The organism is Microbacterium sp. B19(2022), assembly GCF_012030385.1.
Taxonomy (GTDB): domain Bacteria; phylum Actinomycetota; class Actinomycetes; order Actinomycetales; family Microbacteriaceae; genus Microbacterium; species Microbacterium oxydans_B.
This window is the reverse complement of record NZ_JAAUVO010000014.1, coordinates 70,734-96,715: the sequence shown is the minus strand read 5'-3', so window position 1 is coordinate 96,715 and position 25,982 is coordinate 70,734. Positions and strand designations below refer to the sequence as shown.

At 68.2% G+C, this 25,982-nt stretch carries 24 protein-coding genes and 1 tRNA gene; 12 read left to right on the top strand and 13 right to left on the bottom strand.

From position 1 onward, the window contains the following. The first annotated feature begins 18 nt into the window (after positions 1–18). Both HCX50_RS13785 and HCX50_RS13780 read left to right on the top strand, forming a co-directional pair. On the top strand, positions 19–792 hold the full coding sequence (locus tag HCX50_RS13785; protein WP_091036901.1) for an ATP-binding cassette domain-containing protein: 774 nt from the start codon (positions 19–21) through the stop codon (positions 790–792). 96 nt (positions 793–888) lie between these two features. Then, positions 889–964, top strand: a tRNA-Asn gene (locus HCX50_RS13780). Between the two features lie 121 nt (positions 965–1,085). Here HCX50_RS13780 and HCX50_RS13775 read toward each other — a convergent pair. After that, positions 1,086–2,522: an APC family permease gene (locus HCX50_RS13775; protein WP_167634770.1), complete on the bottom strand. Its 1,437-nt coding sequence runs from the start codon at positions 2,520–2,522 to the stop codon at positions 1,086–1,088. A gap of 44 nt (positions 2,523–2,566) precedes the next feature. Next, a complete protein-coding gene (locus tag HCX50_RS13770) occupies positions 2,567–3,664 on the bottom strand; it encodes an alcohol dehydrogenase catalytic domain-containing protein (RefSeq protein ID WP_091036896.1) in 1,098 nt (365 codons plus the stop codon). 116 nt (positions 3,665–3,780) lie between these two features. Between HCX50_RS13770 and HCX50_RS13765 the strand changes: the two genes are divergently transcribed. After that, a complete protein-coding gene (locus tag HCX50_RS13765) occupies positions 3,781–5,199 on the top strand; it encodes a PucR family transcriptional regulator (RefSeq protein ID WP_167634769.1) in 1,419 nt (472 codons plus the stop codon). Positions 5,200–5,222: 23 nt separating this feature from the next. On the opposite strand, the gene HCX50_RS13760 is transcribed toward HCX50_RS13765, so the two are convergent. Together HCX50_RS13760 and def are read right to left on the bottom strand one after the other, a co-directional pair. Further along, the gene (locus tag HCX50_RS13760; RefSeq protein WP_167634768.1) at positions 5,223–5,711 is read right to left on the bottom strand and encodes a hypothetical protein; all 489 of its coding nucleotides are present in this window, start codon (positions 5,709–5,711) and stop codon (positions 5,223–5,225) included. Positions 5,712–5,762: 51 nt separating this feature from the next. Continuing rightward, a complete protein-coding gene (gene def / locus HCX50_RS13755; RefSeq protein WP_091036889.1) occupies positions 5,763–6,329 on the bottom strand; it encodes a peptide deformylase in 567 nt (188 codons plus the stop codon). Between the two features lie 61 nt (positions 6,330–6,390). On the opposite strand from def, the gene HCX50_RS13750 reads away from it, so the two are divergent. Then, positions 6,391–7,488: a DMT family transporter gene (locus tag HCX50_RS13750; protein ID WP_167634781.1), complete on the top strand. Its 1,098-nt coding sequence runs from the start codon at positions 6,391–6,393 to the stop codon at positions 7,486–7,488. Between the two features lie 33 nt (positions 7,489–7,521). Here HCX50_RS13750 and pgl read toward each other — a convergent pair whose 3' ends face one another. Genes pgl through tkt form a run of 6 tightly spaced genes read right to left on the bottom strand, consistent with a single transcriptional unit; the run spans position 7,522 to position 15,635 of the window. Continuing rightward, the gene (gene pgl / locus HCX50_RS13745) at positions 7,522–8,301 is read right to left on the bottom strand and encodes a 6-phosphogluconolactonase (RefSeq protein WP_205829151.1); all 780 of its coding nucleotides are present in this window, start codon (positions 8,299–8,301) and stop codon (positions 7,522–7,524) included. A gap of 5 nt (positions 8,302–8,306) precedes the next feature. After that, positions 8,307–9,242 carry a glucose-6-phosphate dehydrogenase assembly protein OpcA gene (locus HCX50_RS13740; RefSeq protein WP_029261746.1) on the bottom strand — a complete coding sequence of 312 codons (936 nt, stop codon included), beginning with the start codon at positions 9,240–9,242 and terminating at the stop codon, positions 8,307–8,309. Further along, on the bottom strand, positions 9,239–10,789 hold the full coding sequence (gene zwf / locus HCX50_RS13735) for a glucose-6-phosphate dehydrogenase (RefSeq protein ID WP_029261747.1): 1,551 nt from the start codon (positions 10,787–10,789) through the stop codon (positions 9,239–9,241). Before zwf ends, HCX50_RS13740 begins: the two co-directional genes overlap by 4 nt. Before the next feature lie 21 nt (positions 10,790–10,810). After that, positions 10,811–12,418: a hypothetical protein gene (locus tag HCX50_RS13730; protein ID WP_091036884.1), complete on the bottom strand. Its 1,608-nt coding sequence runs from the start codon at positions 12,416–12,418 to the stop codon at positions 10,811–10,813. Next, the gene (tal, locus tag HCX50_RS13725) at positions 12,415–13,527 is read right to left on the bottom strand and encodes a transaldolase (protein ID WP_167634766.1); all 1,113 of its coding nucleotides are present in this window, start codon (positions 13,525–13,527) and stop codon (positions 12,415–12,417) included. Before tal ends, HCX50_RS13730 begins: the two co-directional genes overlap by 4 nt. Then, positions 13,524–15,635: a transketolase gene (tkt, locus tag HCX50_RS13720; RefSeq protein ID WP_091037646.1), complete on the bottom strand. Its 2,112-nt coding sequence runs from the start codon at positions 15,633–15,635 to the stop codon at positions 13,524–13,526. The genes tal and tkt overlap by 4 nt, the downstream gene beginning before the upstream one ends. A 251-nt stretch (positions 15,636–15,886) precedes the next feature. Between tkt and HCX50_RS13715 the strand changes: the two genes are divergently transcribed. Further along, a complete protein-coding gene (locus HCX50_RS13715) occupies positions 15,887–16,792 on the top strand; it encodes a heme o synthase (RefSeq protein ID WP_029261751.1) in 906 nt (301 codons plus the stop codon). Positions 16,793–16,864: 72 nt separating this feature from the next. On the opposite strand, the gene HCX50_RS13710 is transcribed toward HCX50_RS13715, so the two are convergent. Both HCX50_RS13710 and HCX50_RS13705 read right to left on the bottom strand, forming a co-directional pair. Beyond that, positions 16,865–17,341: a hypothetical protein gene (locus HCX50_RS13710; RefSeq protein WP_167634765.1), complete on the bottom strand. Its 477-nt coding sequence runs from the start codon at positions 17,339–17,341 to the stop codon at positions 16,865–16,867. A 66-nt stretch (positions 17,342–17,407) separates the two neighbouring features. Next, on the bottom strand, positions 17,408–18,514 hold the full coding sequence (locus HCX50_RS13705) for a COX15/CtaA family protein (protein WP_167634764.1): 1,107 nt from the start codon (positions 18,512–18,514) through the stop codon (positions 17,408–17,410). A 233-nt stretch (positions 18,515–18,747) separates the two neighbouring features. Here HCX50_RS13705 and sufB point away from each other — a divergent pair, with 233 nt between their 5' ends. The 7 genes from sufB (at position 18,748) to HCX50_RS13670 (ending at position 25,424) form a co-directional block, all read left to right on the top strand. Further along, entirely contained in the window at positions 18,748–20,166 is a 1,419-nt protein-coding gene (sufB, locus tag HCX50_RS13700) for a Fe-S cluster assembly protein SufB (protein ID WP_091036873.1), read from the top strand. Continuing rightward, positions 20,166–21,371 (top strand): Fe-S cluster assembly protein SufD, encoded by a 1,206-nt coding sequence (sufD, locus tag HCX50_RS13695; protein WP_167634763.1) that lies wholly within the window; start codon positions 20,166–20,168, stop codon positions 21,369–21,371. Before sufB ends, sufD begins: the two co-directional genes overlap by 1 nt. Continuing rightward, on the top strand, positions 21,368–21,694 hold the full coding sequence (locus HCX50_RS13690; RefSeq protein WP_017830403.1) for a non-heme iron oxygenase ferredoxin subunit: 327 nt from the start codon (positions 21,368–21,370) through the stop codon (positions 21,692–21,694). Before sufD ends, HCX50_RS13690 begins: the two co-directional genes overlap by 4 nt. Before the next feature lie 3 nt (positions 21,695–21,697). After that, positions 21,698–22,468, top strand: a complete 771-nt coding sequence (gene sufC / locus HCX50_RS13685; protein ID WP_091036867.1) for a Fe-S cluster assembly ATPase SufC — start codon at positions 21,698–21,700, stop codon at positions 22,466–22,468. 9 nt (positions 22,469–22,477) lie between these two features. Beyond that, positions 22,478–22,807: a metal-sulfur cluster assembly factor gene (locus HCX50_RS13680; RefSeq protein ID WP_028501690.1), complete on the top strand. Its 330-nt coding sequence runs from the start codon at positions 22,478–22,480 to the stop codon at positions 22,805–22,807. A gap of 95 nt (positions 22,808–22,902) precedes the next feature. After that, positions 22,903–24,057, top strand: coding sequence for a MalY/PatB family protein (locus HCX50_RS13675; RefSeq protein WP_091036865.1), 1,155 nt, complete (start codon positions 22,903–22,905; stop codon positions 24,055–24,057). Next, a complete protein-coding gene (locus HCX50_RS13670) occupies positions 24,054–25,424 on the top strand; it encodes an MFS transporter (RefSeq protein ID WP_167634762.1) in 1,371 nt (456 codons plus the stop codon). The genes HCX50_RS13675 and HCX50_RS13670 overlap by 4 nt, the downstream gene beginning before the upstream one ends. Here the strand turns inward: HCX50_RS13670 and HCX50_RS13665 are convergent. After that, entirely contained in the window at positions 25,387–25,971 is a 585-nt protein-coding gene (locus tag HCX50_RS13665) for a TetR family transcriptional regulator (protein ID WP_167634761.1), read from the bottom strand. The genes HCX50_RS13670 and HCX50_RS13665 overlap by 38 nt on opposite strands. Positions 25,972–25,982: the final 11 nt, after the last annotated feature.

Here is a 25,982-nt window from a genome sequence, read left to right as displayed (position 1 = left end):
AGACGGCAGGATGGACACATGTCCCGCAGGCCAGAATCCACGAACGCGATCGATAGCTCCGATCTCGTGATCGACCGGATCGGCCACGGGATGCCGACCCGCGCCGTTGACGGCGTCACCTTTTCTCTCGCTCCCGGGGGACTGATCTGCGTCGCCGGCCCCACGGGTTCCGGGAAGTCGACTCTGGTCGCCGCTCTCGCCGGTTCCACCGACCCCTCGGTGAAGGTCGTCGGCGGAAGCGCTCAGGTGTGCGGCGTCGACGTGCGCCGGCCGGGACGCAAACACCGCATCCTCACCTACCGCACCGGCTTCGTCCCGCAGGGGGCGGGTGCGGACCTGCCGCCGCGGCTGACCGTGAACGAGGTCATCGCCGAGCCGATCCTCGTCCGCGAGCGCAAGGTCAACACCAAGGCGCTCTCGATCCGTGTGGCGACGCTCCTGGACGAGTTGCACCTCCCGCTCGGCACAGCGGCCAAGTTCCCGTACGAGCTCAGCGCCGGCATGCGCCAGCGTGTCGCGATCGCGCGTTCGTTCGTCCTGGAGCCGAAGGTGCTGATCGCCGACGAGATCCTCGCGAACCTCGACCTCGAAGTGCGACCGGTGGTCTTCGACGCCATCACCCGACGCCGCAAGGAGCAGGGGATGGCAGCCCTGCTCGTCACCAACGATGCGGACTTCATCCGCGAGCTCAACGCCGAGACTCTCATGCTGCGTGCCGGTCACGTGGTCGCCCGGGGCGTCGGACGGGACCTGTTGTGGGTGCCGAATGCGGAGTCGGATTCTCGCCGCTGAGCACGACACGCCCGGCATCCGCGAAGGGTGCCCTGGTGTCCTGAAGTCGGTCCGGAGTTTGCTAAGCTTGTCGAGTTGCCCGCTGAGCGGGCACATTCCTCGGTAGCTCAATTGGCAGAGCAGCCGGCTGTTAACCGGCAGGTTCTTGGTTCGAGTCCAAGCCGGGGAGCCAACGAGAAAAGCCCCCTCCACGGAGGGGGCTTTTCTCGTTCAGGTGCGGGGTCGAACAGTTGATCCGACGAGAAGAGCCCCTTCGTCCGAAGGGGCTCTTCTCGTCAGCGGGGAAGACAGCGTCAGCCCACGCCCTCCATGGCGCTCGTCTCGGTGTTGCCGATCCGAGCGATCACGTCGGGTCGTCGACGCGCCAGGTAGAGGTACCGGGTCAGCGCGAGGGCGACGGTGGCCAGGAAGATGTACGGGATCACGTTGTACGGGAACGCCGGGACCGGCCAGACGTTCGCGAAGAACACGTACGCCATGGTCACGACCGCGATGGTCGCGCACACCTTCACGAGGCCGTTGCGCATCTTCGCGCGCTGCGTGTAGACGACGCAGGCGATTGCGACGAGGGCATAGGCGACCATGTAGCCGTAGGTGCCCCAGGTGTTCACCCAGACGAGGATATCGCCGGTCGCCGCGCCCGAGATCAGCAGCACGATGTCGACCGCGATCGCGGCTGCGCCGGCGATGATCAGCACGCGGTGTGGGGTCAGGTGCTGCTCATGGGTGCGACCGAACCGCTCGGCGACCACGCCCTCCTTGCCCATGACGTACACGATGCGTCCTATCACGTTGAGCGGAGCGACGACGACCGCGAAGAACGAGGCCGAGACCCCGATCGTGAGGGCGGCGGCGAACCAGCTCGGCATGCCGATGAGAGCCGACATGCTCTCCAGCGGGCTGGCTGAGGTGGCGAGGTCGTCGCCCAGCACCGTGATCTGCGTGTACGCGGCGAACACGTAGAGGACACCGACGCCGAGCGCGCTCCACATGATCGCGCGGGGGATCGCCTTGTACGGCTCCTTGGCCTCGCGACCGAGTGCGTCAGCGGAGGAGAACCCGACGAACCCGAGAATGCCGAGCACCATGCCCGACGCGACCCCCTGGAACGAGGATCCGGTGGCGAGCACCTGAGCGGGGTCCCACGCGGCGGGTCCGGCCCAGATGAGCGCTGCGACCAGGAGCACGAGGATGATGCCCACGGAGAGGAGTTCGAGAACGAGCGAGATGCGCGCGGACAGGCGGATCCCGCGGATCGTGAACAGGGTCGCCAGTCCGCCGAGGATGATCGCGAGCCCGATGTCCCATCCGAGTCCCTGAGCGGGAAGCCCGAGCATGCGGAGGAACTGCGCCATGTAGCTGACGGAACCGCTGAGGGAGGCGGACGCGATGCCGAAGCAGCCGATCAGCAGGGTGACCCCGGCGAGGAAGGCGCCGAACGGTCCGAGTCCCTTCGACACGTACGTGTACAGCGACCCGGCAGATGCGTGCTTGCGGGCGAACACGACGACGCAGTAGCCGACGCAGAGGATGACGATGGTCGCGAGGGCGAAGGCGTAGATGGTGCCGTTGCCTGCACCGAGGAAGATGGCCGCCGCGGTGAAGGCGATGACGGCGCTGGGGGCGATGTTGGCGATGGCCTGGGCCGCGAGTTCCGGCCCGCTCATGACGCCGGTGCGAAGACCGGCATCCTTGGGGGCACCAGGCGGGGCGACGACGGTGTCTGACATGGTTCTCCTGTATTCGGGTTTCAGGGTGGGGATGCGGTGTGCGGTCAGGGGATGAGGAGCGTGCGAAGTGCCGAACCGGTCTCGAGATCGTCGAGCGCGGCTGCGGCCTCGGAGAGCGGTCGCCGTCCGGAGATCAGCGGGTCGATCTTGAGCTGCCCATCCATGTAGCGGTCCACGAGCGCGGGAACGTCGATGGAGGGCCGGACGGAGCCGTAGTTCGATCCGAGGATGCGCTGATCGGCTTCGGCGAGGACGAGGGGTTCGAAGGAGGCGCGCGCCCCGGTCGGCGGGAGACCCACGATCACCGCGGCGCCGCCGAGTCCGAGCATCTGGATCGACTGCTCCGTCGTGATCGTGCGTCCGATCGCATCGAAGGCGTAGTCGACCCCGTCGGGGATCAGCTCGCGCAGCTGTGCGACGGCATCGCCCTGCGAGGCGTCGATGCGGTCGGTCGCGCCGAACTGCAGGGCGAGCTGGGTCTTCTCGGGGCGTACGTCGATCGCCACGATGCGCTCCGCACCGGCGAGGCGTGCTCCTTGGACCACGTTGAGTCCCACGCCGCCGCAGCCGATGACCGCGACGGTGGCACCAGGCTCGACGGCGGCGGTGTTGAGTACGGCGCCGACTCCCGTCGCGACAGCGCAGCCGACGACGGCGACGACGTCGAGCGGTGCGTCGTCGCGGACCTTCACGGCACCGGATGCCGGGACCACGACCTCCTCGGCGAAGGAGGAGACACCGAGATAGTGGTGCAGCGGCTCGCCGTCGCGGCTGAGACGCGAGGTCCCGTCGAACAGCACACCGAGCGGTGCGACCACGGTCGCGACCTTCTGGCAGCGAGCCTCGTGCCCGGCGCGGCAGTATCGACACTCGCCGCACGGCGGCACCCAGCTCAGCACGACGTGATCGCCCACGGCGAGTGTCGTGACGCCTTCGCCGAGTTCGGTGACGACGCCGGATCCTTCGTGGCCCATGACCAGGGGAGCGGCGGCGTCCCACTCACCACGCTTGACGTGCAGGTCGGAGTGGCACACGCCGGCGGCGGCGATTCGCACGCGGACCTCGCCGGCGCGCGGGGGTGCGAGGTCGACGTCGACGAACTCGATCGGAGACTGCGGATCGCGGAAGACAACAGCTTTCATGACATCCTTCGGGTGGAGAGGGGATGCGCACGATGCTAGGAGAGCGCGCCCGGTCAGAGCATCCGACAAATGTGTGAAAGGCGTGGCCTGCACTCGACATTTCGTATGATCGAGACATGGTTCGTGATGTCGTCTCCGTAGCGCGGTACCTCGAAGGCGAACTGCTGCAGGGCGAGGTCCCGAGCGCCCGGCACGTGAATTCGGTCGTCAGGATCGATTCGTTCGGCGTCCCGACCGATCGACTCTTCGCGACACTCGTGACGACAGATGAGCAGCCGATCCTCGCGCTCATCGACGATCCGGAGCGAGCCGCACTCCTGAGGGAGGTCGTGCTCGTCACGAGCGCCGACACACCTCCTCTGCGTCAGGTGCTCTCCGCAGCGCGGATCACCGCGATCGTGGGTGCACGTACATCGCAGGAACTGCTCATGCCTCGGCTCACGGCCCTCCTCGCCGTTGACCAGGCCGCGGAGGCGAGAGCGATCACCTCGGCGATGCGGGTTCTCACGCTCGCGGCTCGACGCAGCGGGATCACGGGCGTCATCGCCGAACTCGCACACCGGATCGACGGGTGGGCCGTGCTCCTCGACCGGCATGGCGAGGTGATCACGACGGCGGGAGCGGGAAGCCTGCACATCGACGACGCGATGGCGGTCGCGACCGGCCGCCCGGTCCGTGTGCGTCACCGCGCCCTGCAGGTCCATCCGGTGGGGCCGGGGCAGGACATCAGCGCACGACTCGTCACCGCTCCGCGAAACGACAGCTCCGGTCGAGGGAGAGAGCTCAGCTCGCAGGCCGCGGCGCTGCTCGACCTCCTCATGAGAACGCGCGACAGCAGTCATCTCGAGCGCCTCGGCCGATCGATGATGCTCGAAACGGTTCTCGAGGGCGGCGACGGAGCCATGCGCCTGCTCCGTCGCTGGGGCGTGCACGAAAGAACGCTCGTCGGATTCGCTCTGGCCTCGCGCACGAGCGGCGTCGATGTCGAGCATCTGCTCGCGCTCTGGCTCGACGAGCTGGGTGCCGAGCACGTTTTCACGTCTCACCGCGGCTTCATCCATGGGCTTCTGCGCGAGGAGCACGCGGAGGAGATCGCGCACAGGGTCCGTGCTTTCGCATCGACGCTCTACCTCGGTCTCGGGCGGTCAGCCGGCACGGATGAGCTGGCGCGAAGTGTCGATGAGGCGCGTCAGGCGTGCGAGGCGGCCCGTACCAGTGGTGAACGCGTGGTGAGCTACGCCGCGATTCCGACTGTTTCCTTCGTGCTTGAGCAGCTCGCCCCGGAGCAGGCGCAGCGGATCGGCCGACTGCTCGATCCGCTCCGTTCGGGGGATCAAGGAACCGAACTCATCGAGACGCTGCGGGTCTTCCTCGCAACCAACAGTGCGTGGGGCGAGAGCGCCAGCCGCCTGCGGATCCACCGACAGACCCTGACGGCACGCATCCGACGGATCGAGGATCTGATCGGGCTGTCGTTGGCGGACCCGGATGATCGTGTCGCCGCGTGGCTCGCGCTGCGCGCATCGGACGGCTGAGAGCCACCGGTGACGCTGTGCGGTCAGCGTGCCGCGCCTTCGAGCGTTCCCTCGGTCTGCCCCGCTGGGTCGACCAGCACGCAGTAGACGACGCGCCCGTCGGGCTGGTCCCATGTCTCCTCCGTCGGGGGGATGAGATACACGCCGAGCGCGGATTCCTCCCTCGGTACCCCGACGAAGTCCGTGAACGGATCCCCGATGCAGTCGAGGGTGGCGGCTTCGATCGCTTCCTGCGAGAAGGCGCCGCCGGGCATCTCGATCTCGTGGAAGACCTCTTCGTCGTGGGGTTCGGCGCAGGGGACGACTTCCGCGTCTTCGGGAAGGCCGCTGGTGGCTTCGAGGCGACAGTCGCCGACAGCCACAGCGGGAGTCTCGCTCTTCGCGACACCGGCGCCGTCGCCCGTCGCGCTGCGTTCCGGGGAGGGGGCGGCGGTTCCGCAGCCGGTCAGGGCGACCGCGACTGTCAGGGCACACGCGGCGAAGAGCAGCGGGGTCCGTTCGTACAGCTTCATGTTGGTCTTCCTTCGTGCCTTCGGGGACACGATGTCCGCTTGTGCTGCGGCTCAGCCCTCGAGGTCGTCCACGCCGGGCATCCAGCTCGCCCCCGGACGCCCCCAGCCGCGCTTACGGGCGATCTTCTGCACCGTCTTCCAGTCGCCGTCCGAGAGACGATCCACATAGAGGATGCCGTCGAGGTGATCGAACTCGTGCTGCATGATCCGGGCGCGCCATCCGTCGACGTCGATCGTGACCGGTCGACCTTCCAGATCGGTCGCGGTCACGTGGACCCGCTCCGAGCGACGCAGCGGGAATCGTTCGCCGGGGAAGGAGAGGCAGCCCTCGGATTCGAGGTCGGGGTCGGGGTCGCCCGGTTCGAACGGCACCATCCAGAGCTCGGGGTTGATGAGCACGCCGCGCCACGGCTGATCGTCGTCGTCTACGTAGGCGTAGGTGTAGATGCGCAGGGGGACGCCGACCTGCGGGGCGGCCAGCCCGACGCCCGGCGCGGTGTCCATCGTCTCGAACATGTCGGCGACGAGCGTGCGGATGTCGTCGGTGATCTCGTCGACGGGGGATGCGGGGGAGTGCAGGACGGGGTCGCCCATGATGCGAATCGGAAGTACAGCCACGTCACAACCCTAGTCGGCGGCGCTCGCCCGGTAGGCTCGTACCGTGACTGCTGGGGTGTGGATGAACGGGGCCGAACAGGTCGGCGATCAGCTCGTCGGAGCCTTCCAGAACCCTGGCATCCTCCTCGGGATCCCCCTGGCCCTCGCCGGAGCGGTCTTCATGTCGCTCGGCGCGCAATACCAGCACCGGGGAGTCGAGAAGGTCGAGCGTCTCAGCGGCGCCGATGGGGCATCGGGGCTGAGTTTCGACCAGTTGAAACGACTGCTCACACGGCCCTCCTGGCTCGTCGGAACGCTCATGCTCGGCCTCGCGGTGGTCTGTCAGCTCGCGGCCCTCGTCCAGGCGCCGCTGATCGTCGTGCAGCCGCTCGGTGCCATCGCGCTCGTCATCACGACGCTTTTGAACGCGAGAGTCTCCGGTCACAGCCCGACGAGACAATCGCTCACAGCCATAGCCTGCTGTGTTGGCGGCATCTTCCTCTTCGTCTTCTTCGCCGCGATCTACGCGACCGAGCAGGAGGTGACGGAGCGCGAGCTCTTCGTGATCCTCGCCCTCCTGCTGGTGGTCATCATCATCCTCGGAGCCTGCTGGCTGATACTCCGTCACCGCATGCGTGCGCTGTTCTACGTGGTCGGCGCCGGCGTGCTCTACGGCTTCGTCGCCACCCTCGCCAAGGTCATCATCAAGCGCATCGAGGCCGGTCAGTTCGAGTGGATCACCGCGATCTGCGTCCTCGCGCTCCTCGCCGCGGCTGCGGTCGGCGGCTACTTCGTGCAGACCGCGTACAGTTCGGGGCCGCCCGACCTGGTGATCGCCGGCCTCACGGTCGTCGATCCGCTCGTCGCGGTTCTGATCGGCATGGTCGTGCTCGGCGAGGCTGCGGCCGCACCGCCGTGGGTCATGGTGATCTTCGCGATCGCCGGAGCCATCGCCGTGTGGGGAGTGGTGGGCCTCGCCCGCTACCACCCGCAGGTGCTCAGCGACAGCCAGGAGCTGGGAATCGAGCGCGGGAGCACGCCGACGGGGCAGGGGGCGTCCGCAGAAGCCGCCTCCTCGCGGACGGCGGCCGTCGACGCGACTGAACGTCCGGAGAGGTCCGAGAGCCCGGACGACGGCGACCTGCCGCCGGGCCGCTCCGGTCCCCCCGAGCAGCCGTAGCCGCCCGAACGGGGACCGGGAGCGACGCGACGGTCAGTACGCCTGATCGATGAGGTCGGGTGAGACCTCGGAGGCCGCGGCCTCATCCACGAAGAACACGGTGCGCTTGCGCCCCTTGGCGCCGGCAGCCGGCACGCTCGTGTAGCTCGCACCGGCGAGGGCGAGTCCGAGTGCCGAGGCCTTGTCGGCGCCGGTGAGCACGAGCCACACCCGCTTGGACGAGTTGAGCACCGGGCGCGTGAGCGTGACGCGCTCGGGCGGGGGTTTCGGAGAATCGCGGACGGGGAGCGCAGCGGCGTCGGTGACCGTGACCTCCTCGCGATCCGGGAACAGCGAGGCGATGTGTCCGTCCGGGCCGACGCCCAGGAAGCAGACGGCGAATGACGGCCACGGGTGCTCGTCGGTGCCGAAACGGGCGAGTTCGGCGGCATATGCCGCGGCCGACTCGTCGAGCGTGAGCCCGGTCTCCGGTCCCGCCACCTCGTGCACGTTCTCGGCGGGCACCGGGATGTGGTCGAGGAGCGCTTGGCGCGACTGCAGGGAGTTCCTGTCCGCGTCGTCTCGCGGCACGAACCTCTCGTCACCCCACCAGAAGTGCACGAGCGACCAGTCGATCGCGGCCGACCGCGGATCGCCCGCCGCTGCGCGGAGCACGGCACCACCCATCGAACCTCCCGTGAGGGCGATGTGGGCGACTCGACCGTTCCGTGTGCGCGCGCGAACACGCGTGAGGAAACGGTCTGCTACTCGGGCGGCGAGGGCGGCGGGGGTGGATTCCACCACGACCCGCTTCTCTGCGGACGATACCGGCATCGACGTCACTCTCCAGTCTCGGGCGGACCCAGTTTCTCCCAGCCCTCGGTGATGACTCGACCGTACAGGACATCGGGGTCGAGCCTGCGCAGCTCCTCCGCGAGGCATTCGCGGAGCGTGCGGCGCGGCAGGTGGAGGTCGTGGTTCGGCTGATCCGGCTGCGTGAGGATCGCGATGCCGGGCGAGGGCCGCTCGAGCAGGATGTCGCCGGAGGCGCGGGTCAGACGGACCGACTTGATGCCCTCCTGCCAGTGCTCGGGGTTCTCATACGACCAGCGCACGCGAACGCCCAGAGCCATCTGCAGCCAGGCGGCGAGCAGCGCGGTCGACGGAGAAGCCGACCCACCGCGCACCTCGACACCCGTGATGGGCTCGTACGGCGGCTGATCGAGCACAGCGGCCAGCTGCTCACGCCAGTGCGTCAGCCGCGTCCAGGCGAGGTCGGTATCTCCGGGGGCGTGGGTGCGTCCGAGCAGCGCGAGCCGATCGCGCACGTCGGGCGAGGTGGCGGCATCGGTGATGCGGCGCTGGGCGATGCGGCCGAGCGGTGACGTCGACGGCGAGGTCGGAGCATCCTCCGGCCACCAGGCGACCACGGGAGCGTCAGGTAGGAGGAGACCGGTGATCAGGCTCTCCTCATTGCTCGCGGCGTCTCCGTAGGCACGCAGCACGACGACCTCGCTCGCTCCGGCGTCGCCGCCCACGCGGATCTGGGCATCGAGGCGGGAATCGCCGTCGCCCGTGGTGATGACGATGACGCGCATGGGGTGTTCACGCGATGCGTCGTTGGCCGCATCGATGGCCGCTTCGGCGACACCGTTGCGGGCGGCGATGACCAGGGTGAGCACACGGCCGAGGGCGACGGCGCCGCCCTCTTCGCGCACCTTGACGAGCTGCTTGGCGACCTGACTGACGGTCGTGTCGGGAAGGTCGATGATCACGGGCGTCTCCAGACTCGTCCGTCGCGGGCCAGCAGGTCGTCGGCGGATGCCGGACCCCACGAGCCCGGAGCGTACTGCTCCACCGGACCGCCGACGGCCGCCCAGTACTTCTCCACGGGGTCGAGGATCTTCCAGGAGAGCTCGACCTCCTCGTGCCGCGGGAACAGCGGCGGGTCGCCCAGGAGGACGTCGAGGATCAGACGCTCGTAGGCCTCGGGGCTCGCCTCGGTGAAGGCGTGGCCGTAGCCGAAGTCCATCGTGACGTCGCGCACGTTGCTCCCGCTGCCGGGCACCTTGGATCCGAAGCGGATCGTCACACCCTCATCGGGCTGCACACGGATGACGAGCGCGTTCTGCCCGAGCTCCGAGGCGTTGCCACGCCCGAACAGGTGCTGCGGAGCCCGCTTGAAGACCACGGCGATCTCGGTCACGCGGCGTCCGAGACGCTTGCCGGTCCGTAGGTAGAACGGCACGTCGGCCCATCGGCGGGTGTCGATCTCGAGCTTGATGGCCGCATACGTCTCGGTGGTGGAGTCGGGGTTCATGCCCTCCTCATCCAGGAAGCCGGTGACCTTGTCGCCGCCCTGCCACCCGCCCGCGTACTGGCCGCGAGCCGTGGCGAGGGAGAGGTCGTCCGGCACGTGCACCGCGGCGAGCACCTTCTCCTTCTCGGCACGCAGGTGCTCCGCCGAGAGGCTGATGGGCTCCTCCATCGCGGTGAGCGCGAGCAGCTGCAGCAGGTGGTTCTGGATCACGTCGCGCGCGGCGCCGATACCGTCGTAGTACCCGGCGCGACCGCCGACGCCGATGTCCTCGGCCATCGTGATCTGCACATGGTCGACGTAGTTGCGGTTCCAGATCGGCTCGTACAGCTCGTTCGCGAAGCGCAGCGCCAGGATGTTCTGGACCGTCTCCTTGCCGAGGTAGTGGTCGATGCGGAAGATCGAGTCCGCGGGGAACGCTACCTCGAGCGCCGCGTTGAGCGCACGGGCGGATTCGAGGTCGTGCCCGAACGGCTTCTCGATCACGACGCGACGCCAGCGTTCGTCATCATCGCTGTTCTCGCCGACGAGACCGGAATCCTTCAGCTGCTTCGCGACGAGCGGGAAGTCCTTCGGCGGGATCGACAGGTAGAACGCGTGGTTGCCCATCGTGCCGCGTTCCACGTCGAGCTTCTCGATGGTCTCGCGGAGCTTGCGGAAAGAGTCGGGGTTGTCGAACTCGCCGGAGACGAACCGGATGCCCTGGAGCAGCTGCGTCCACGTCTCCTCGCGGAACGGGGTGCGGGCGTGCTCCTTGACCGCGTCGTAGACGACCTGGGCGAAGTCCTGGTCCTCCCAGTCGCGGCGGGCGAACCCGACGAGGGCGAACCCCGGCGGGAGCAGACCGCGGTTGGCGAGGTCGTAGACCGCGGGCATCAGCTTCTTGCGCGACAGGTCTCCGGTGACGCCGAAGATCACGAGGGCGCTGGGCCCCGCGATCCGGTTGAGACGGCGGTCATCGGGGTCACGCAGCGGGTTGTGCCCGCGCGAGATGGGAACAGACATGGGTGGGGGATTCTCCTGCTGTTACTTCTGTGCGGCTTCGAAGAGGGCGAGCACGTCGTCCGAGGACTCGGTGATCGTCAGCGTGACGACCGGGCGGCCGTGTTCGGCGAGCACGGCGGCGTCACCGGCGGCCTGTGCCTGGATGAGCTGCCCGAAAGTGAACGGGCGATCCGGGATCTCGAGATCGACCTCGGTGCGCTCCAAGATCTGCAGGAACACGCCCTGCGCCGGTCCGCCCTTGTGGTACTGGCCGGTCGAGTGCAGGAAACGCGGGCCCCATCCGAACGTGGTGGGGCGACCCGAATCGGCTGCGACGAGCTCGCGCAGGCCCTGGAGCTGCGGAACTTCGAGGCGGTTGACGTATGCCTGGATGGACACGTAGCCGTCGGCCGGGAGCTGCGCCCAGAGCGCGTCGAGCACGCCCTCGACCGTGCCGGAGGCGGCGAGGGCCGAATCGGACACGCGCACCTCGACGCCGTTCTCGACGAAGGCCGGAGCGGTCGGCTCCGGGCGAGCGTCGAGGAGGCCGCGGGCGGCGATCTTCGCCGACTCGACGTCGGGCTGATCGAACGGGTTGATGCGGAGCAGGTGGCCGGCGATCGCGGTCGCGTACTCCCAGACGATGAGCTGCGCACCCAGTGTGCCGCTGACGAGGATCTCGCCCTCGTGGCGCTCATGCAGGTGGAACTCGTTGGCGTCGTCGACCAGGCGGACGATCTGCAGGTCGGCGGGCACCGGGTCGAGCTCGGGGGAGACCGGGAGCAGGACCACCGGGAGGATGCCGGTGCCGTCCTTGCCGGTCGATTCGGCGATGAGCTGCTCGATCCAGTCCGGCAGACCCTTGATGTGCGTGCCGTCGGTGATCAGGCCGAGCTTGTCGCGCCGCGGGTTCGTCGCGGCGATCGCCGCGCCCAGACGGAGCGCGGGGTTCTCGGCGGAGTCGACCGCGACCTCGAGCGACGAAGCCTCGGCCTCGTTCAGGAGCTCGTCGATGTCGACGCCCGCGAGACCCGAAGGCACCAGACCGAAAGCCGTGAGTGCCGAGTAGCGGCCGCCGACGTTCGGGTCCGCGTTGAAGACGCGGTATCCCGCTTCGCGGGCCGAGACGTCGAGAGGGGAGCCCGGGTCGGTGACGACGACGATGCGTTCCACCGGATCGATCCCGAGGTCGCGGAAGGCGGCTTCGAAGGTGCGGCGCTGCGAATCGGTCTCGACGGTGGAGCCCGACTTCGACGACACGACGAGCACGGTGTCGGCGAGTCCCTCGTCGAGAGCGGCGAGCACCTGGCCGGGGGCCGTGGAGTCGAGGATCGTGAGCGGTACGCCGGCGGTCTGCGCGATGACCTCGGGAGCGAGTGAGGAGCCGCCCATGCCGGCGAGGACCACGCGGGTCACGCCCTTGGCGTTCAGATCGGCGCGCAGGGCGACGATCTCGGCGACGAGCGGGCGGGAGATCGAGACGGCCTCCACCCAGCCGAGGCGCACGGTGGCCTCGGCCTCGGCGGCCGCACCCCAGAGGGTGGCGTCGCCGCCGGTGATGCGCGATGCGACGAGATCGTGGACCAGGCTGGGCACGGTCTCATCGATCGCGGCGCGCGCCGCGCCGGACGTGTGGATCGAGAAGGTCATCGCTGGGACTCCAGAGCCTCGGCCACCTGACCCAGCAGGTCGTGCCAGGAATCGATGAACTTCGAGACGCCCTCGTCCTCCAGGACCTGCGTGACGTCGGTGAGGTCGATGCCGACGGCGGCGAGGTCGTCGAACACCTGGTGTGCCTCCGCGTAGCCGCCCGTGATGGTGTCACCGGCGATGACACCGTGATCGAACGTCGCCTCGAGGGTCTTCTCGGGCATGGTGTTCACCACGCCCTCGGCGACGAGTTCGGTCACGTACAGGGTGTCCGGGAGCACCGGGTCCTTGACGCCCGTCGAGGCCCACAGCGGACGCTGCAGGTTCGCGCCGAGCTTGATCAGGTCCTGCGCGCGCTTCTCGGCGAACTTCTGCTCGAAGAGCTCGTAGGCGAGGCGCGCGTTGGCGAGCCCGGCCTTGCTCTTGAGCGCCTCGGCCTCGGGCGTGCCGATCGCGGAGAGTCGCTTGTCGGTCTCGGTGTCGACGCGCGACACGAAGAACGAGGCGACGGAGTGGATGCTCGACAGGTCGAAGTCGGCGCCGTGCGCGCGCTCCAGACCGGTCAGGTAGGCGTCGATGACCTCGGCGTAACGCTCCAGGCTGAAGATCAGCGTGACGTTGACGCTGATGCCGGTCGCGATCGCCTCGGTGATGGCCGGAAGCCCCGCCTTGGTCGCCGGGATCTTGACGAGGAGGTTGGGGCGGTCGATCTTGGACCACAGCTCCTTCGCCTGCGCGACGGTGCCTGCGGTGTCGTGAGCGAGGTCGGGGGAGACCTCGATCGAGACGCGGCCGTCGACATGTCCCGAGGCTTCCCAGACGGGTCGGAACACATCGAGTGCGGCGCCGACGTCCTGGGTCGTGGCGGCGAAGACGGCTTCCTCGGCGCTCGCGCCGGAGGCGGCGAGCTCGGTGACCTGCGCGTCGTACGACGTGTTGCTCTTGTCGGTGATCGCGTTCGCGAAGATGGTCGGGTTCGTCGTGACGCCGACGACGTTGCGCGACGAGATCAGCTCGGCGAGGTTGCCGGAGTCGATGCGGGTGCGGGAGAGGTCGTCGAGCCAGATGCTGACACCTGCGGCGGCGAGCTGTGCGGTGGGGGTGCTCATGCGTTCTCCTTGGTGCTGTTTGCGGCGATGGTCTCGCGTGCGGCCGCGATGACGGCCTCGGTCGTGATGCCGAACTTCTCGAACAGGGTCTTGTAATCGGCAGAGGCGCCGAAGTGGTCGATGCCGACCGAGCGGCCGCGGTCGCCCACGATTCCGCGCCAGGAGAGCACGGAGCCCGCCTCCACGGAGACACGAGCGGTGACGGATGCGGGCAGCACGCTCTCACGGTAGGCCTCGTCCTGCTCGTCGAACCACTCCAGCGACGGAGCGGAGACCACGCGGACGTTCACGCCCTCGGCGGCCAGCGCCTCGCGGGCGTTCACGGCGAGCTGCACTTCGGAGCCGGTGGCCACGATGATGACGTCCGGCGTGCCGTTCGGCGCCTCGGCGAGGACGTAGGCGCCCTTGGCCGCGTTGTCCGCCGAAGCGAACGTGTCGCCGGAGGCTGCACCCTCGCCGCGCTCGAACACCGGGATGTTCTGGCGGGTCAGCGCGATGCCGGCCGGTCCCTCGTGGCGACGGAGGATCTCCAGCCAGGTGGCAGAGGTCTCATTCGCGTCGGCGGGGCGGACGACCGTGAAGTTCGGGATCGCCCGCAGCGTCGCCAGCTGCTCGATCGGCTGGTGGGTCGGTCCGTCCTCACCGAGGGCGACGGAGTCGTGGGTCCAGACGAAGATGCTCGGGATGTTCATGAGCGCCGCGAGACGGACCGAGGGACGCATGTAGTCGCTGAAGATGAGGAAGGTGCCGCCGAATGCGCGGGTCTTGCCGTGCAGGACGATGCCGTTGACGATCGCACCCATCGCGTGCTCGCGGATGCCGAAGTGCAGCACTCGTCCGTACGGGTTGCCCGACCACTCGTGTGTCGACCACTCGGCCGGGATGAACGAGGGCGCACCCTTGATCGTGGTGAGGTTCGACTCGGCGAGGTCGGCCGAACCGCCCCACAGTTCCGGGAGCTCGGCGGCCAGGGCGTTGATGACCTGGCCGGATGCGGCGCGGGTCGAGACCTCCTTGCCGGATTCGAACACGGGGAGTGCGGCCGTGATGTCGGCGGGGAGCTCCTGCGCCTCGAGACGGTCGAGAAGCTCCTTCTTCTCGGGGTTCGCGGCGGCCCAGGCGTCGAAGGACTCCTGCCACGTGGCGCGGGCCTTGGCGGCGCGGGCGGCGAGACCACGGGTGTGCGCAAGCACGTCGTCGGCGACCGCGAAGGTCTCCTCGGGGTCGAAGCCGAGAACCTTCTTGGTTGCGGCCAGCTCGTCGGCACCGAGCGCGGAACCGTGGATCTTGCCGGAGTTCTGCTTGCCGGGCGACGGCCAGCCGATGATCGTCTTGAGGATGATGAGCGAGGGCTTCGAAGTCTCGCCCTTGGCGGCCTCGATCGCGGCGAAGAGTTCGGCGACGTCTTCGACGTACTCGCCGGTCTTCTTCCAGTCGACGGTCTGCACCTGCCAGCCGTAGGCCTCGTAGCGCTTCGCGACGTCTTCGGTGAAGGCGACGTTGGTGTCATCCTCGATCGAGATCTGGTTGGAGTCGTAGATCGCGATCAGGTTGCCGAGCTGCTGGTGGCCCGCGAGCGAGGATGCCTCGCTGGTCACGCCCTCCTGCAGGTCGCCGTCGCCGGCCACCACGTAGACGAAGTGATCGAACGGGCTGGTGCCGGCGGCCGCCTCGGGGTCGAACAGGCCGCGCTCGTAGCGGGCGGCGTAGGCGAAGCCGACGGCGGAGGCGAGGCCCTGGCCGAGCGGACCGGTGGTGATCTCGACGCCCTTGGTGTGGCCGTACTCCGGGTGACCCGGCGTCAGCGAACCCCAGGTGCGCAGCGCCTTGAGGTCGTCGAGTTCCAGGCCGAAGCCGCCGAGGTAGAGCTCCACGTATTGCGTGAGCGAGGAGTGCCCTGCAGAGAGGATGAAGCGGTCGCGGCCCAGCCAGTCGACGTCGGTCGGGTCGTGGCGCAGCACGCGCTGGTAGAGGAGGTACGCGGCCGGCGCGAGGCTCATGGCCGTGCCGGGGTGACCGTTGCCGACCTTCTCGACGGCATCGGCCGCCAGGATTCGGGCGGTATCCACCGCGCGTCGATCGATCTCATCCCACTGCAATTCCGACACGTTCATGCCCTTTCCGACAGTTTCGAGGGCGCCCTTATTCCCTGGCGCATCCGCAACTTCCCTGGCGCATCCTGCACCGTCGCGGAGACGAGTGGAGGGGTGTGCGCAGCGCCGGGCGCGCGAGTGCTCTCAGCATAGCGAAGACGACTGTCGTGCTACGCGAGCGGACGGCGCGGATGGCGTCATCCGGTGTCATACACTGGAGAGGTTGTCCGGTCACACGTGCAGAGGAGGCGATCGAGATCTCGACGATGTCTGATCAGACCGTGAGGAAGTCGTCCATCGGTCGCACGGTGAAGGCCTACATCACGCTCACCAAGCCGCGTGTCCTCGAGCTTCTGCTCGTCTCGACCGTTCCGGTGATGTTCCTGGCGCAGGGCGGACTGCCCAACCTGTGGCTGGTGCTGGCGACCGTCATCGGCGGCTCGTTGAGCGCCGGTTCCGCCGCCGCATTCAACATGTACCTCGATCGTGACATCGACGCGCACATGCACCGCACCGAGAATCGACCGCTGGTCACGGGCGAGATCAGCCCGCGCGGCGCGCTGATCTTCTCCTGGACGCTCGCGATCGTCTCGACGGTCTGGCTGCTCGCCACGACCAACTGGCTCGCCGCAGCCCTGTCCGCGACCGCGATCTTCTTCTATGTCGTGATCTACACGATGATCCTCAAGCGCCGCACCGAGCAGAACATCATCTGGGGCGGCATCGCCGGGTGCTTCCCCGTGCTCATCGGCTGGTCCGCCGTCACCGGCTCGCTCGACTGGCCGGCGTTCGTCCTCTTCCTCCTGATCTTCCTCTGGACGCCGCCGCACTACTGGCCGCTGTCGATGAAGTACAAGGACGACTACGAAGACGTCGATGTGCCGATGCTGGGTGTCACCCGCAACGCCTCGCAGGTCGGCCTCCAGGTCATCCTCTACGCGTGGGCGACGGTGGCGTGCTCGCTCCTCCTCGTCCCGATCGCGAACATGGGTCTGGTGTACACCGTGTCCGCCACGGTCTTCGGCGGATGGTTCATCTACGAGTCGCACCGGCTCTACAACCGTGCCGTGCACGGTACCGAGCCGCGGCCCATGCGCGTGTTCCACGCCTCGATCACCTACCTGACGCTGATCTTCGTCGCGGTCGCGATCGACCCGCTGCTGCCGTTCTGACCCGACGCTTCTGAAACGACGGAGCGGCGCCGAATTCCTCGGCGCCGCTCCGTCGTTGTTTTCGCGAGAAGATCAGCGTGTGATCGTCGAGTCGTCCGACTTCGCCTCGGTCGTGGGCGCGTCATCCCGAGCGGCGTCGTCCGCGTCAGCGGCGGGGACCACGTCGACCGCAGCGGCGTCGTATGCGGGCGCTGCCTCGGGGGACGCGATGGTCTCGGACGTGGCGGTCTCGACCGGAGTCTGCGTCGTCTCGGCGGTCCAGTCGATCGCCTCGACGACGGCCGGGGCGGGAGCGGGGACGAGCGAGCGTGCTGCGACGAGCCCGAGGGTGAGCAGGATGCCGACGATGCCCGCGGCCAGGACGCCTGCGCCCACGACGACGAGCGACTGGCCGACGTAGACCTCGACGCCCGTGGCCGTACCGTCGAGCAGGGTGGCCGTCATCGTCCCGATCTGACCGGAGATGAGCCATCCGCCGACAGCCGTCGTGGCGAGGGACACGACGAGGAGGAGCCAGAATCCGATGCTGCGTGAGAGTGACTTGTTCATGTCGTCCACGATCGCGGACGCGCTGATGAGTCGGCGATGTGCGAGCTGTGGATCGCCTGTGCGGGCTCAGTCGTCGACGGGCGTCGGGCGCTTCAGGTGCAGCACGACCACGGTGTACGTGGCGGCGGAGAGCGAGGCGAGGACCATGTGGATGCCGACCAGCAGCGGAGGCAGTCCCTCACGTGCCTGCCAGATCCCGACGCCGACCTGCACCAGGATCGCGAGCACCAGCACGAGGAGCCAGCGCCGCGGCTCCAGGTGCAGCACCCAGGCGGCGACCGTGAGGAAAAGCACGAGCGCGGCCAGGATGTAGCCGGGCCACGAATGCACGTGGGCGAGCACGGTCGCATCGAAGCCGTGTCGCAGCACGTCGGCATCGCCGGAGTGGGGGCCGGACCCGGTCGTCAGCACGCCGAAGACGATCGTCACGGCGAGTGCGAGGCCGGTCACATGGGTGACGGCGGAGAACCACGCGGGAACCGCGCGTTCACGAGGCCCGCCGTCCGTCTTCAGGCGCACCAGGAAAGCCGCGGTGATGCAGACGAGCAGCAGGGACGACGTGTAGTGGAAGCCCACGATGAAGGGGTTCAGACCCGTCAGCACCGTGATGCCGCCGACGAGCGCCTGGGCCACCACCCCGATGAGTACGAGCCACGCGAGCAGGACCAGGTCACGTCGTGCGGGCGTCGTGCGGACGGAGCGGACCGCCGCCGCGATGACGGCGATCAGGAGGACCCCGAGCGCGATGGGGGAGGCCGGGAAGTGCAGGGGGGCGGCGATGCCGAACGCGGCGACGGCTGCCACGATGCCGCCGGCGGCGAACCAGAGCGCGGTGACGAGGCCGCGCTTCCCGCTGAAGAGATGCAGGACCAGCAGCACGACGGCCAGCGCGATGATCCCGACCACGCCCGTCATCAGGCGGTTGCCGAATTCGATGATGCCGTGGATGCCCTGCACCTCGAGGATGGGGACCAGGGAGTCCGGCGTGCACAGCGGCCAGTCGGAGCATCCGAGGCCCGATCCGGTGAGGCGCACGGCGCCGCCGGTGCCGATGATGATGGTCTCGCTGATGAAGGAGAGCCAGGCGAAGACCGTCAGCGCTCGTCCCCACGGAGCAGAACGGGGCGGAGCCGTCTGCGTCGGAGTGGAGGCGGGGATCGTCGTCTCGGGCATTAGTCCTCCGGACCGCGCTGGAACCTGCGGGCATGGCCCGTCTGTCAGGCGGAACCTGTAGAATCGGATTGTTGCGATGAGCGCTGACCGCGCTGAAGCATCGACAACAGTTTAGGCGCGATGGAAGCGCCGGTGATGAGGGCCCACCAACGGCACCCGCTCCCGCAGACTCGACGGGGATCAGGTGTGTCGGGGCGGATGACACCGTTTGGGACCTGTGAGGAGAGTGTTGGATGTCGGATGTACTGATCGACCGCCCGGAGCTTGACGGTCTGGGGGTGTACGAATTCGGCTGGCACGATGAGGACGCCGCCGGCGCCATCGCCAAACGCGGGATCTCGGAAGAGGTCGTGCGAGGAATCTCTGCACTCAAGAACGAACCCGAATGGATGCTGAAAACCCGTCTCAAGGGGTACCAGCTCTTCGGGAAGAAGCCGATGCCGACCTGGGGCGCCGACCTCAGCGAGATCGACTTCGACAACATCAAGTACTTCGTGCGTTCCACGGAGAAGCAGGCGCAGTCCTGGGAGGACCTGCCTGTCGAGATCCGCGAGACGTACGAGCGCCTCGGCATCCCCGAGGCCGAACGCCAGCGTCTCGTCGCCGGTGTCGCCGCCCAGTACGAGTCCGAGGTCGTCTACCACCAGATCCGCGAGGACCTGGAGGCGCAGGGCGTCATCTTCATGGACACCGACACGGCCCTGCGCGAGCACCCCGAGTTCTTCGAGGAGTACTTCGGCACGGTCATCCCGGCCGGCGACAACAAGTTCGCCGCGCTGAACACGGCCGTGTGGTCGGGTGGCTCGTTCGTCTACGTCCCCAAGGGCGTGCACGTCGAGATCCCGCTGCAGGCGTACTTCCGCATCAACACCGAGAACATGGGCCAGTTCGAGCGGACCCTGATCATCGCCGACGAAGACAGCTACATCCACTACATCGAGGGCTGCACGGCTCCGATCTACAAGTCGGACTCGCTGCACTCGGCCGTCGTCGAGATCATCGTGAAGAAGAACGCCCGCGTTCGCTACACGACGATCCAGAACTGGTCGAACAACGTCTACAACCTGGTCACCAAGCGTGCCGTGGCCTATGAGGGCGCGACCATGGAGTGGGTCGACGGCAACATCGGCTCCAAGGTGACGATGAAGTACCCGTCGATCTACCTGATGGGCGAGCACGCCAAGGGCGAGACGCTCTCGGTCGCCTTCGCCGGTCCCGGTCAGCACCAGGACGCCGGCGCCAAGATGATCCACATGGCTCCGTACACGCAGTCGTCGATCGTCTCGAAGTCGATCGCCCGCGGTGGCGGTCGTGCGGGCTACCGCGGTGAGGTGCGAGTGGATGCCGCGGCACACCACTCCGCGAACACCGTGCGCTGCGACGCCCTGCTGGTGGACACCAAGTCCCGCTCCGACACCTACCCGGCGATCGACATCCGTGTCGACGACGTGCAGCTCGGACACGAGGCCACGGTCTCCAAGGTCAGCGAGGAGCAGCTGTTCTACCTGCAGTCCCGCGGCATGCCCGAGGACGAGGCGATGGCGATGATCGTGCGCGGCTTCATCGAGCCGATCGCACGTGAGCTGCCCATGGAATATGCGATGGAACTGAACAAGCTCATCGAGATGGGCATGGAAGGATCGGTCGGCTAGTGACCGCCGCTACGACAGCGCCTGCCGAGGCGCAGCACACGAACGCGCACATCGACCCCGCAGCCCAGGTGGCCGCCGCCGGATTCGTCCCGGTGCAGACCCGCTCAGAGCGTCCGCACTCCTTCGAGCCCGCTGATTTCGGTGCCCCCACCGGGCGCGAGGTCAACTGGAAGCACACCCCGGTCGCGCAGCTCACCTCGCTGTTCGAGGTGGCTCCGCAGAACGACGGCGTCGACTACACGGTCAACGAGGGGGAGCAGTACATCGCCGCCCCGCTCGCGATCGGCACCGCCCCCCGTGGTGAGATCTTCCTCGCGGAAGACGTCACCGCGGCCGTGGCCTGGCAGGGATCCGCTGAGGCCCTCCACGTGCGGATCCCGCGCGAAGAAGAGGTCCCAGAGCCGATCTTCGTCTCCATCGCCGGTCTCGGCGCCGACCGTCGTGCCGACGCGCACATCGTGATCGAGGCGCTCGAGCACAGCTCGGCGACGGTCGTCCTGCAGCACACCGGGTCCGCCCAGTATGCCCAGAACCTCGAGATCATCGTCCGCGACGGTGCGAAGCTCACGGTCATCAGCCTGCAGCAGTGGGCAGATGACGCGGTGCACGCGTCTGCGCACCAGGCGCGGGTCGGCGCGGATGCGACGCTCAAGCACTTCGTCGTGAGCTTCGGCGGCGGCGTCGTGCGCGTCAACCCGAACGTCGAGCTCGCAGGCGCCGGCTCCGAGGGGTACCTCTACGGCCTGTCTTATGCAGACGCCGGGCAGCACCTGGAGAGCCAGGTGTACCTGCACCACAAGGGACCGCACACCAAGGGCGACGTCCTCTACAAGGGTGCGCTGCAGGGGCAGGGCGCGCACAGCGTCTGGATCGGCGACGTGCTGATCGGAGCCGACGCCACGGGCACCGACTCCTACGAGGCCAACCGCAACCTGGTCCTCACCGAGGGTGCCCGCGCCGACTCGATCCCGAACCTCGAGATCGAGACCGGCGACATCCTCGGCGCCGGACACGCGAGCGCGACCGGTCGTTTCGACGACGAGCAGCTGTTCTACCTGCAGGCGCGCGGTATCAGCGAGGAGGAGGCACGTCGGCTCGTCGTGCTCGGCTTCCTCACCGACATCGTGCAGCGCCTCGGCATCCCCGCCCTCGAGGCCGAGCTTCTGGCGGCGATCGAGACGGAGCTGGCCGAGGTGAGTGCATGACCGCCGAACGCGTCTGCGGAGTCGCCGACCTCGAGCAGGACATGCCGTTGCGTGTCGATCCGGGCGGCGTGCCGATCACGGTGATCAAAGACGGCGAGGGAGTCATCCACGCCATCGGCGACACCTGCACACACGGCGACATCTCGCTGTCCGAAGGCTTCGTCGAAGGTGACACGGTGGAGTGCTGGGCTCACGGCTCCGCGTTCTCGCTGCTCACCGGCAAGCCCCAGAATCTCCCCGCATATGAGCCCGTCCCGGTCTACGTCGTCCAGATCGACGGCGACGACGTGCTCATCGATCCGACTGTTATTAAGGAAGTTTGAAGAATGTCTGTTCTCGAGATCCGCGACCTGCATGTGACGGTCGAGACCGATGCGGGGACCACCCCGATCCTCAACGGAATCAACCTCACCATGAACACCGGTGAGACCCACGCCATCATGGGCCCCAACGGTTCGGGCAAGTCGACTCTGGCCTACACGATCGCCGGTCACCCGAAGTACACGGTGACCTCCGGCTCGATCACGTTCGACGGCCAGGACGTCCTGGAGATGACGGTCGACGAGCGCGCCCGCGCCGGGCTCTTCCTCGCCATGCAGTACCCGGTCGAGATCCCGGGCGTCACGGTGACGAACTTCCTCCGCACGGCGAAGACCGCGCTCGACGGCGAAGCACCGGCGATCCGCGGCTGGACCAAGGACGTCAAGGCCGCCATGGCGAACCTGCGCATGGACCCGAAGTTCGCGCAGCGCAACGTCAACGAGGGCTTCTCCGGTGGCGAGAAGAAGCGCCACGAGATCCTGCAGCTCGAGGTGCTGAAGCCGAAGTTCGCAGTCCTCGACGAGACCGACTCGGGTCTCGATGTCGACGCGCTCAAGATCGTCTCCGAGGGCGTCAACCGCGCGAAGGAGTCCACCGGACTCGGCGTGCTGCTGATCACGCACTACACCCGCATCCTCCGCTACATCCGCCCCGACTTCGTCCACGTGGTCGTCGCGGGCAAGATCGTCGAAGAGGGCGGCCCCGAGCTCGCAGACCGGCTGGAGAACGAGGGATACGACCGTTTCCTCGACCCTGCAGCCCCCATCGAGGCGTAGGCTGATCGCATGACAGCGACCCTCACGGACGAGAAGTACGACGCGGTCACCGAGGCTCTCAAAGACGTCATGGACCCCGAGCTCGGGATCAATGTCGTCGACCTCGGCCTCATCTACGACCTCGCGTGGGACGACGAGAACGATGCTCTCGTCATCCACATGACGTTGACCAGCGCCGGCTGCCCGCTCACCGATGTTCTCGAGGACCAGACCGCTCAGGCTCTGGACAGCGTCGTCGATCGATTCCGCATCAACTGGGTCTGGATGCCGCCGTGGGGTCCGGAGAAGATCTCGGACGACGGGCGCGACATGATGCGCGCGCTCGGCTTCGCGATCTGATCCGCACGGGACCGCTGCCGAGCGGCGGTGCGCGACGACGCGCGCGTAGGGTCTGGCGACACGACGCGGCGCGTCCCGGAACCTCGGGAGAACGAATGCTTCAGGTGAAGGCACTGCCGCTGGCAGAGCTTCGCGAGCGCAGCAGCGAGAAATGGCGCGAGTACCCGGCCGACGTGCTTCCGCTGTTCGTGGCCGAGACCGACTTCCCGCTGGCGCCGGCGATCTCGGATGCGCTGCGGCGCGCCGTGGAGATCGGTGACACCGGGTACGTCGCATCGCGGACGCCGCTCGCCGAGTCGTTCGCCGCCTTCGCCAGCAGACGCTACGGCTGGGAGCCCGACCCCGGGCGGATGCGGAGCACGGCCGATGTGAGCATGGGGATCGTCGAGATCCTCCGCCGCGTCACGCAGCCGGGGGAGCGGGTCGTGGTCACCCCTCCCGTGTATCCGCCGTTCTTCGACCTGGTCGCCGAGGCCGGTGCCGAGGTGGAGCGCGTGCCCCTGCGCGACACGGGAACCCACTGGGAACTCGACCTCGACGGCATCCGTGCCGCGTTCGAGGGCGGCGCGACGGCGATCCTGCTCTGCAATCCGCACAATCCGACCGGCACGGTGCATGACCGCGACAGCCTCGCCGCGCTCGCGGACCTGGCGGAGGAGTTCGGGGCGGCCGTCGTCTCGGACGAGATCCATGCGCCGCTCGCGCAACCCGGGACCGGGTTCACGCCGTTCCTCGCCGTGAGCGATGCGGCCCAGCGCGTCGGCTATGCCGTCGTCAGCGCCAGCAAGGCGTTCAACCTCGCGGGTCTGAAGTGCGCACTGATGGTCACCGCCGACGACGCGACGAGTGAGGTCGTGCGCGGCCTGCCCGTCGAGGTGGAGTGGCGCACCGGACAGTTCGGCCTGCTCGCCGCCGTGGCAGCGTTCTCGGAAGAGAGCGACCCGTGGCTCGACGGACTGCTGCGCACCCTCGACGAGAACCGGGTGCTGCTCGAGGACCTGCTGGCCGCGCACCTGCCGGGTGCGCGCTATCGCATCCCGGATGCCGGGTACCTCGCGTGGATCGACCTCTCCGCACTCGACTGGGGAGACAACCCCGCGCGGCGCATCCTTCGCGATGCGAAGGTCGCCCTGCATTTCGGCCCTGCCTTCGGGGCCGAGGGCGCAGGCCACGTGCGGCTGAACTTCGGCACCGGCCCGGAGATCATCACCGAGGCCGTCGAGCGCATCGCGGCGCTCGTGGGCCGATGACGACTCCGGCTGACGTCGCGACGATCTGGGACCGCCAACGCATCTGGGTGACGCTCGGTGCGGTCGCGCTGATCTTCCTCGCCGCCATCGAGGCACTCGCGGTGACGACGGTCATGCCCATCGTCAGCGAAGCCCTCGACGGCCAGGCACTGTTTGCCGTCGCCTTCGCCGGGACCCTTGCGACGAGCGTGATCGGCATGGTCGCCACCGGGGCGTGGTCGGATGCGCGCGGTCCGCGCGGGGCGCTCTACGTCGCTGTGACCCTCTTCATCATCGGCCTTCTGATCTCGGGCTTCGCCGTGACGATGCACCAGTTCCTGATCGGGCGACTCGTCCAGGGGCTCGGCACCGGCGGGCAGACCGTCGCGCTGTATGTGGTGGTGGCGAGGCTCTACCCGCCCCATCTGCACGGCAGGATCTTCGCCGCGTTCGCTGCGGCCTGGGTCGTGCCGTCGATGGTCGGACCGTTCCTGGCCGGGGCCGTCGCTGAATACCTCGACTGGCGATGGGCGTTCCTGGGCGTCGCGGTGCTGACGGGGGCGGCATTCGTGATGATCGCGGTGCGCCTCCGCGGTGTCGATCTGGGGCATGGAGAGCCGCAGGATCGACGCACTCTCGTCGTGCGCCTCGCACTCGCCGTCGTCGTCGCGGTGCTCGCCGTGGTGGTCGGCTTCTCTGCCGACATGGCGCCGTCGATCGGCTGGCCGGTCGCGCTCGGTGCCGTCATCGCGATCGGACTCGTCGTGCTGCCGCTGCTGCCACGGCGCACGTTGCGCTCGGGCCAGGGGCTGCCGAGCGTAGTGCTGATGCGCGGCATCGTGGCGGGCGCGTTCTTCGCCGCCGAGGCCTACATCCCGTACCTGCTGATGAAGAAGTTCGACTTCAGTGCGACGTGGGCGGGAGTCGCTCTGATGCTCGCGGCATTGGCCTGGGCCGGTGCGTCGGCGCTGCAGGGGCGGTATGGCGAGCGGTTGGGGAATCATCGCATCACACTGATCAGTCTCGGCTCGCTCCTGGTCGCACTGCTGTGCGTCCTCGTCGCCGCGCTCTTCGACGTGTCGGCGGCCGTGGTGGTGCTCGGCTGGGCGTTCGCCGGTGGCGGGATGGGCCTGCTGTATCCGCGACTGACCGTCCTGACGCTCGCCTACTCGGACGAGACGAATCAGGGGTTCAACTCCTCGGCACTGTCGATCTCGGACGCCACCGGATCGGCCGTCGCGATCGCGTTGGCCGGGCTCGCGGTGGCATCCCTCGGAGGTGAGGCGGGCGCGTTCGGTGCGGTCTTCGCCTTCTGCGTCGGGCTCGTCGTACTCGCGGTCGTGCCCGGCCTCAGGCTCGGGCACGCGGCGGAGTCGCCGGTGCGCTGAGCGCCCCCGCGAGAGCGGTCACCCCGAGGTCGAAGATCCGGTCGAGGCCGGCCGTGACGTCGATCTCGCCGGCGGTGGGCAGCGCCCCGTGGCTGTCGGCGTGCATGCGCTGCTGCACGAGTGTGGCGTGTCCGAGCACGAAGTGCAGGATGGCCGCGCCCCGGTCGGCAGCGTCTGGTGCGCCGTCGGCCTGCAGCGCTTCGGTCAGCGCCGCCTGCGCATGCGAAGAACCGAGTTGCAGCGCGTAGGTGCTGAGGACCAGTTCAGCGCCGTCGCGGTGGGTGAAGAGCGCGTCGCGGATCCCTCGGGCGGTCGCCAACACGCCGTCGCTGCCGCGGGGGATCGACGCCGTGATCCGGTCGGCGAGTTCGGCGAGCAGCTCCTGCTTGCTGGTGAAGTGCCAATAGAGGGCGCTGGGCTGCACGTCTAGCCGGGCCGCGATGCGCCGCATCGAGAGGTCGGCGAGCCCGACCTCATCGAGGAGGGCGAGTGCGCTCCGGGCGACGCTGTCGCGGTCGTGCCGTGCCTGATTCGTCTCCGGGCTCATCCTCCGATTAT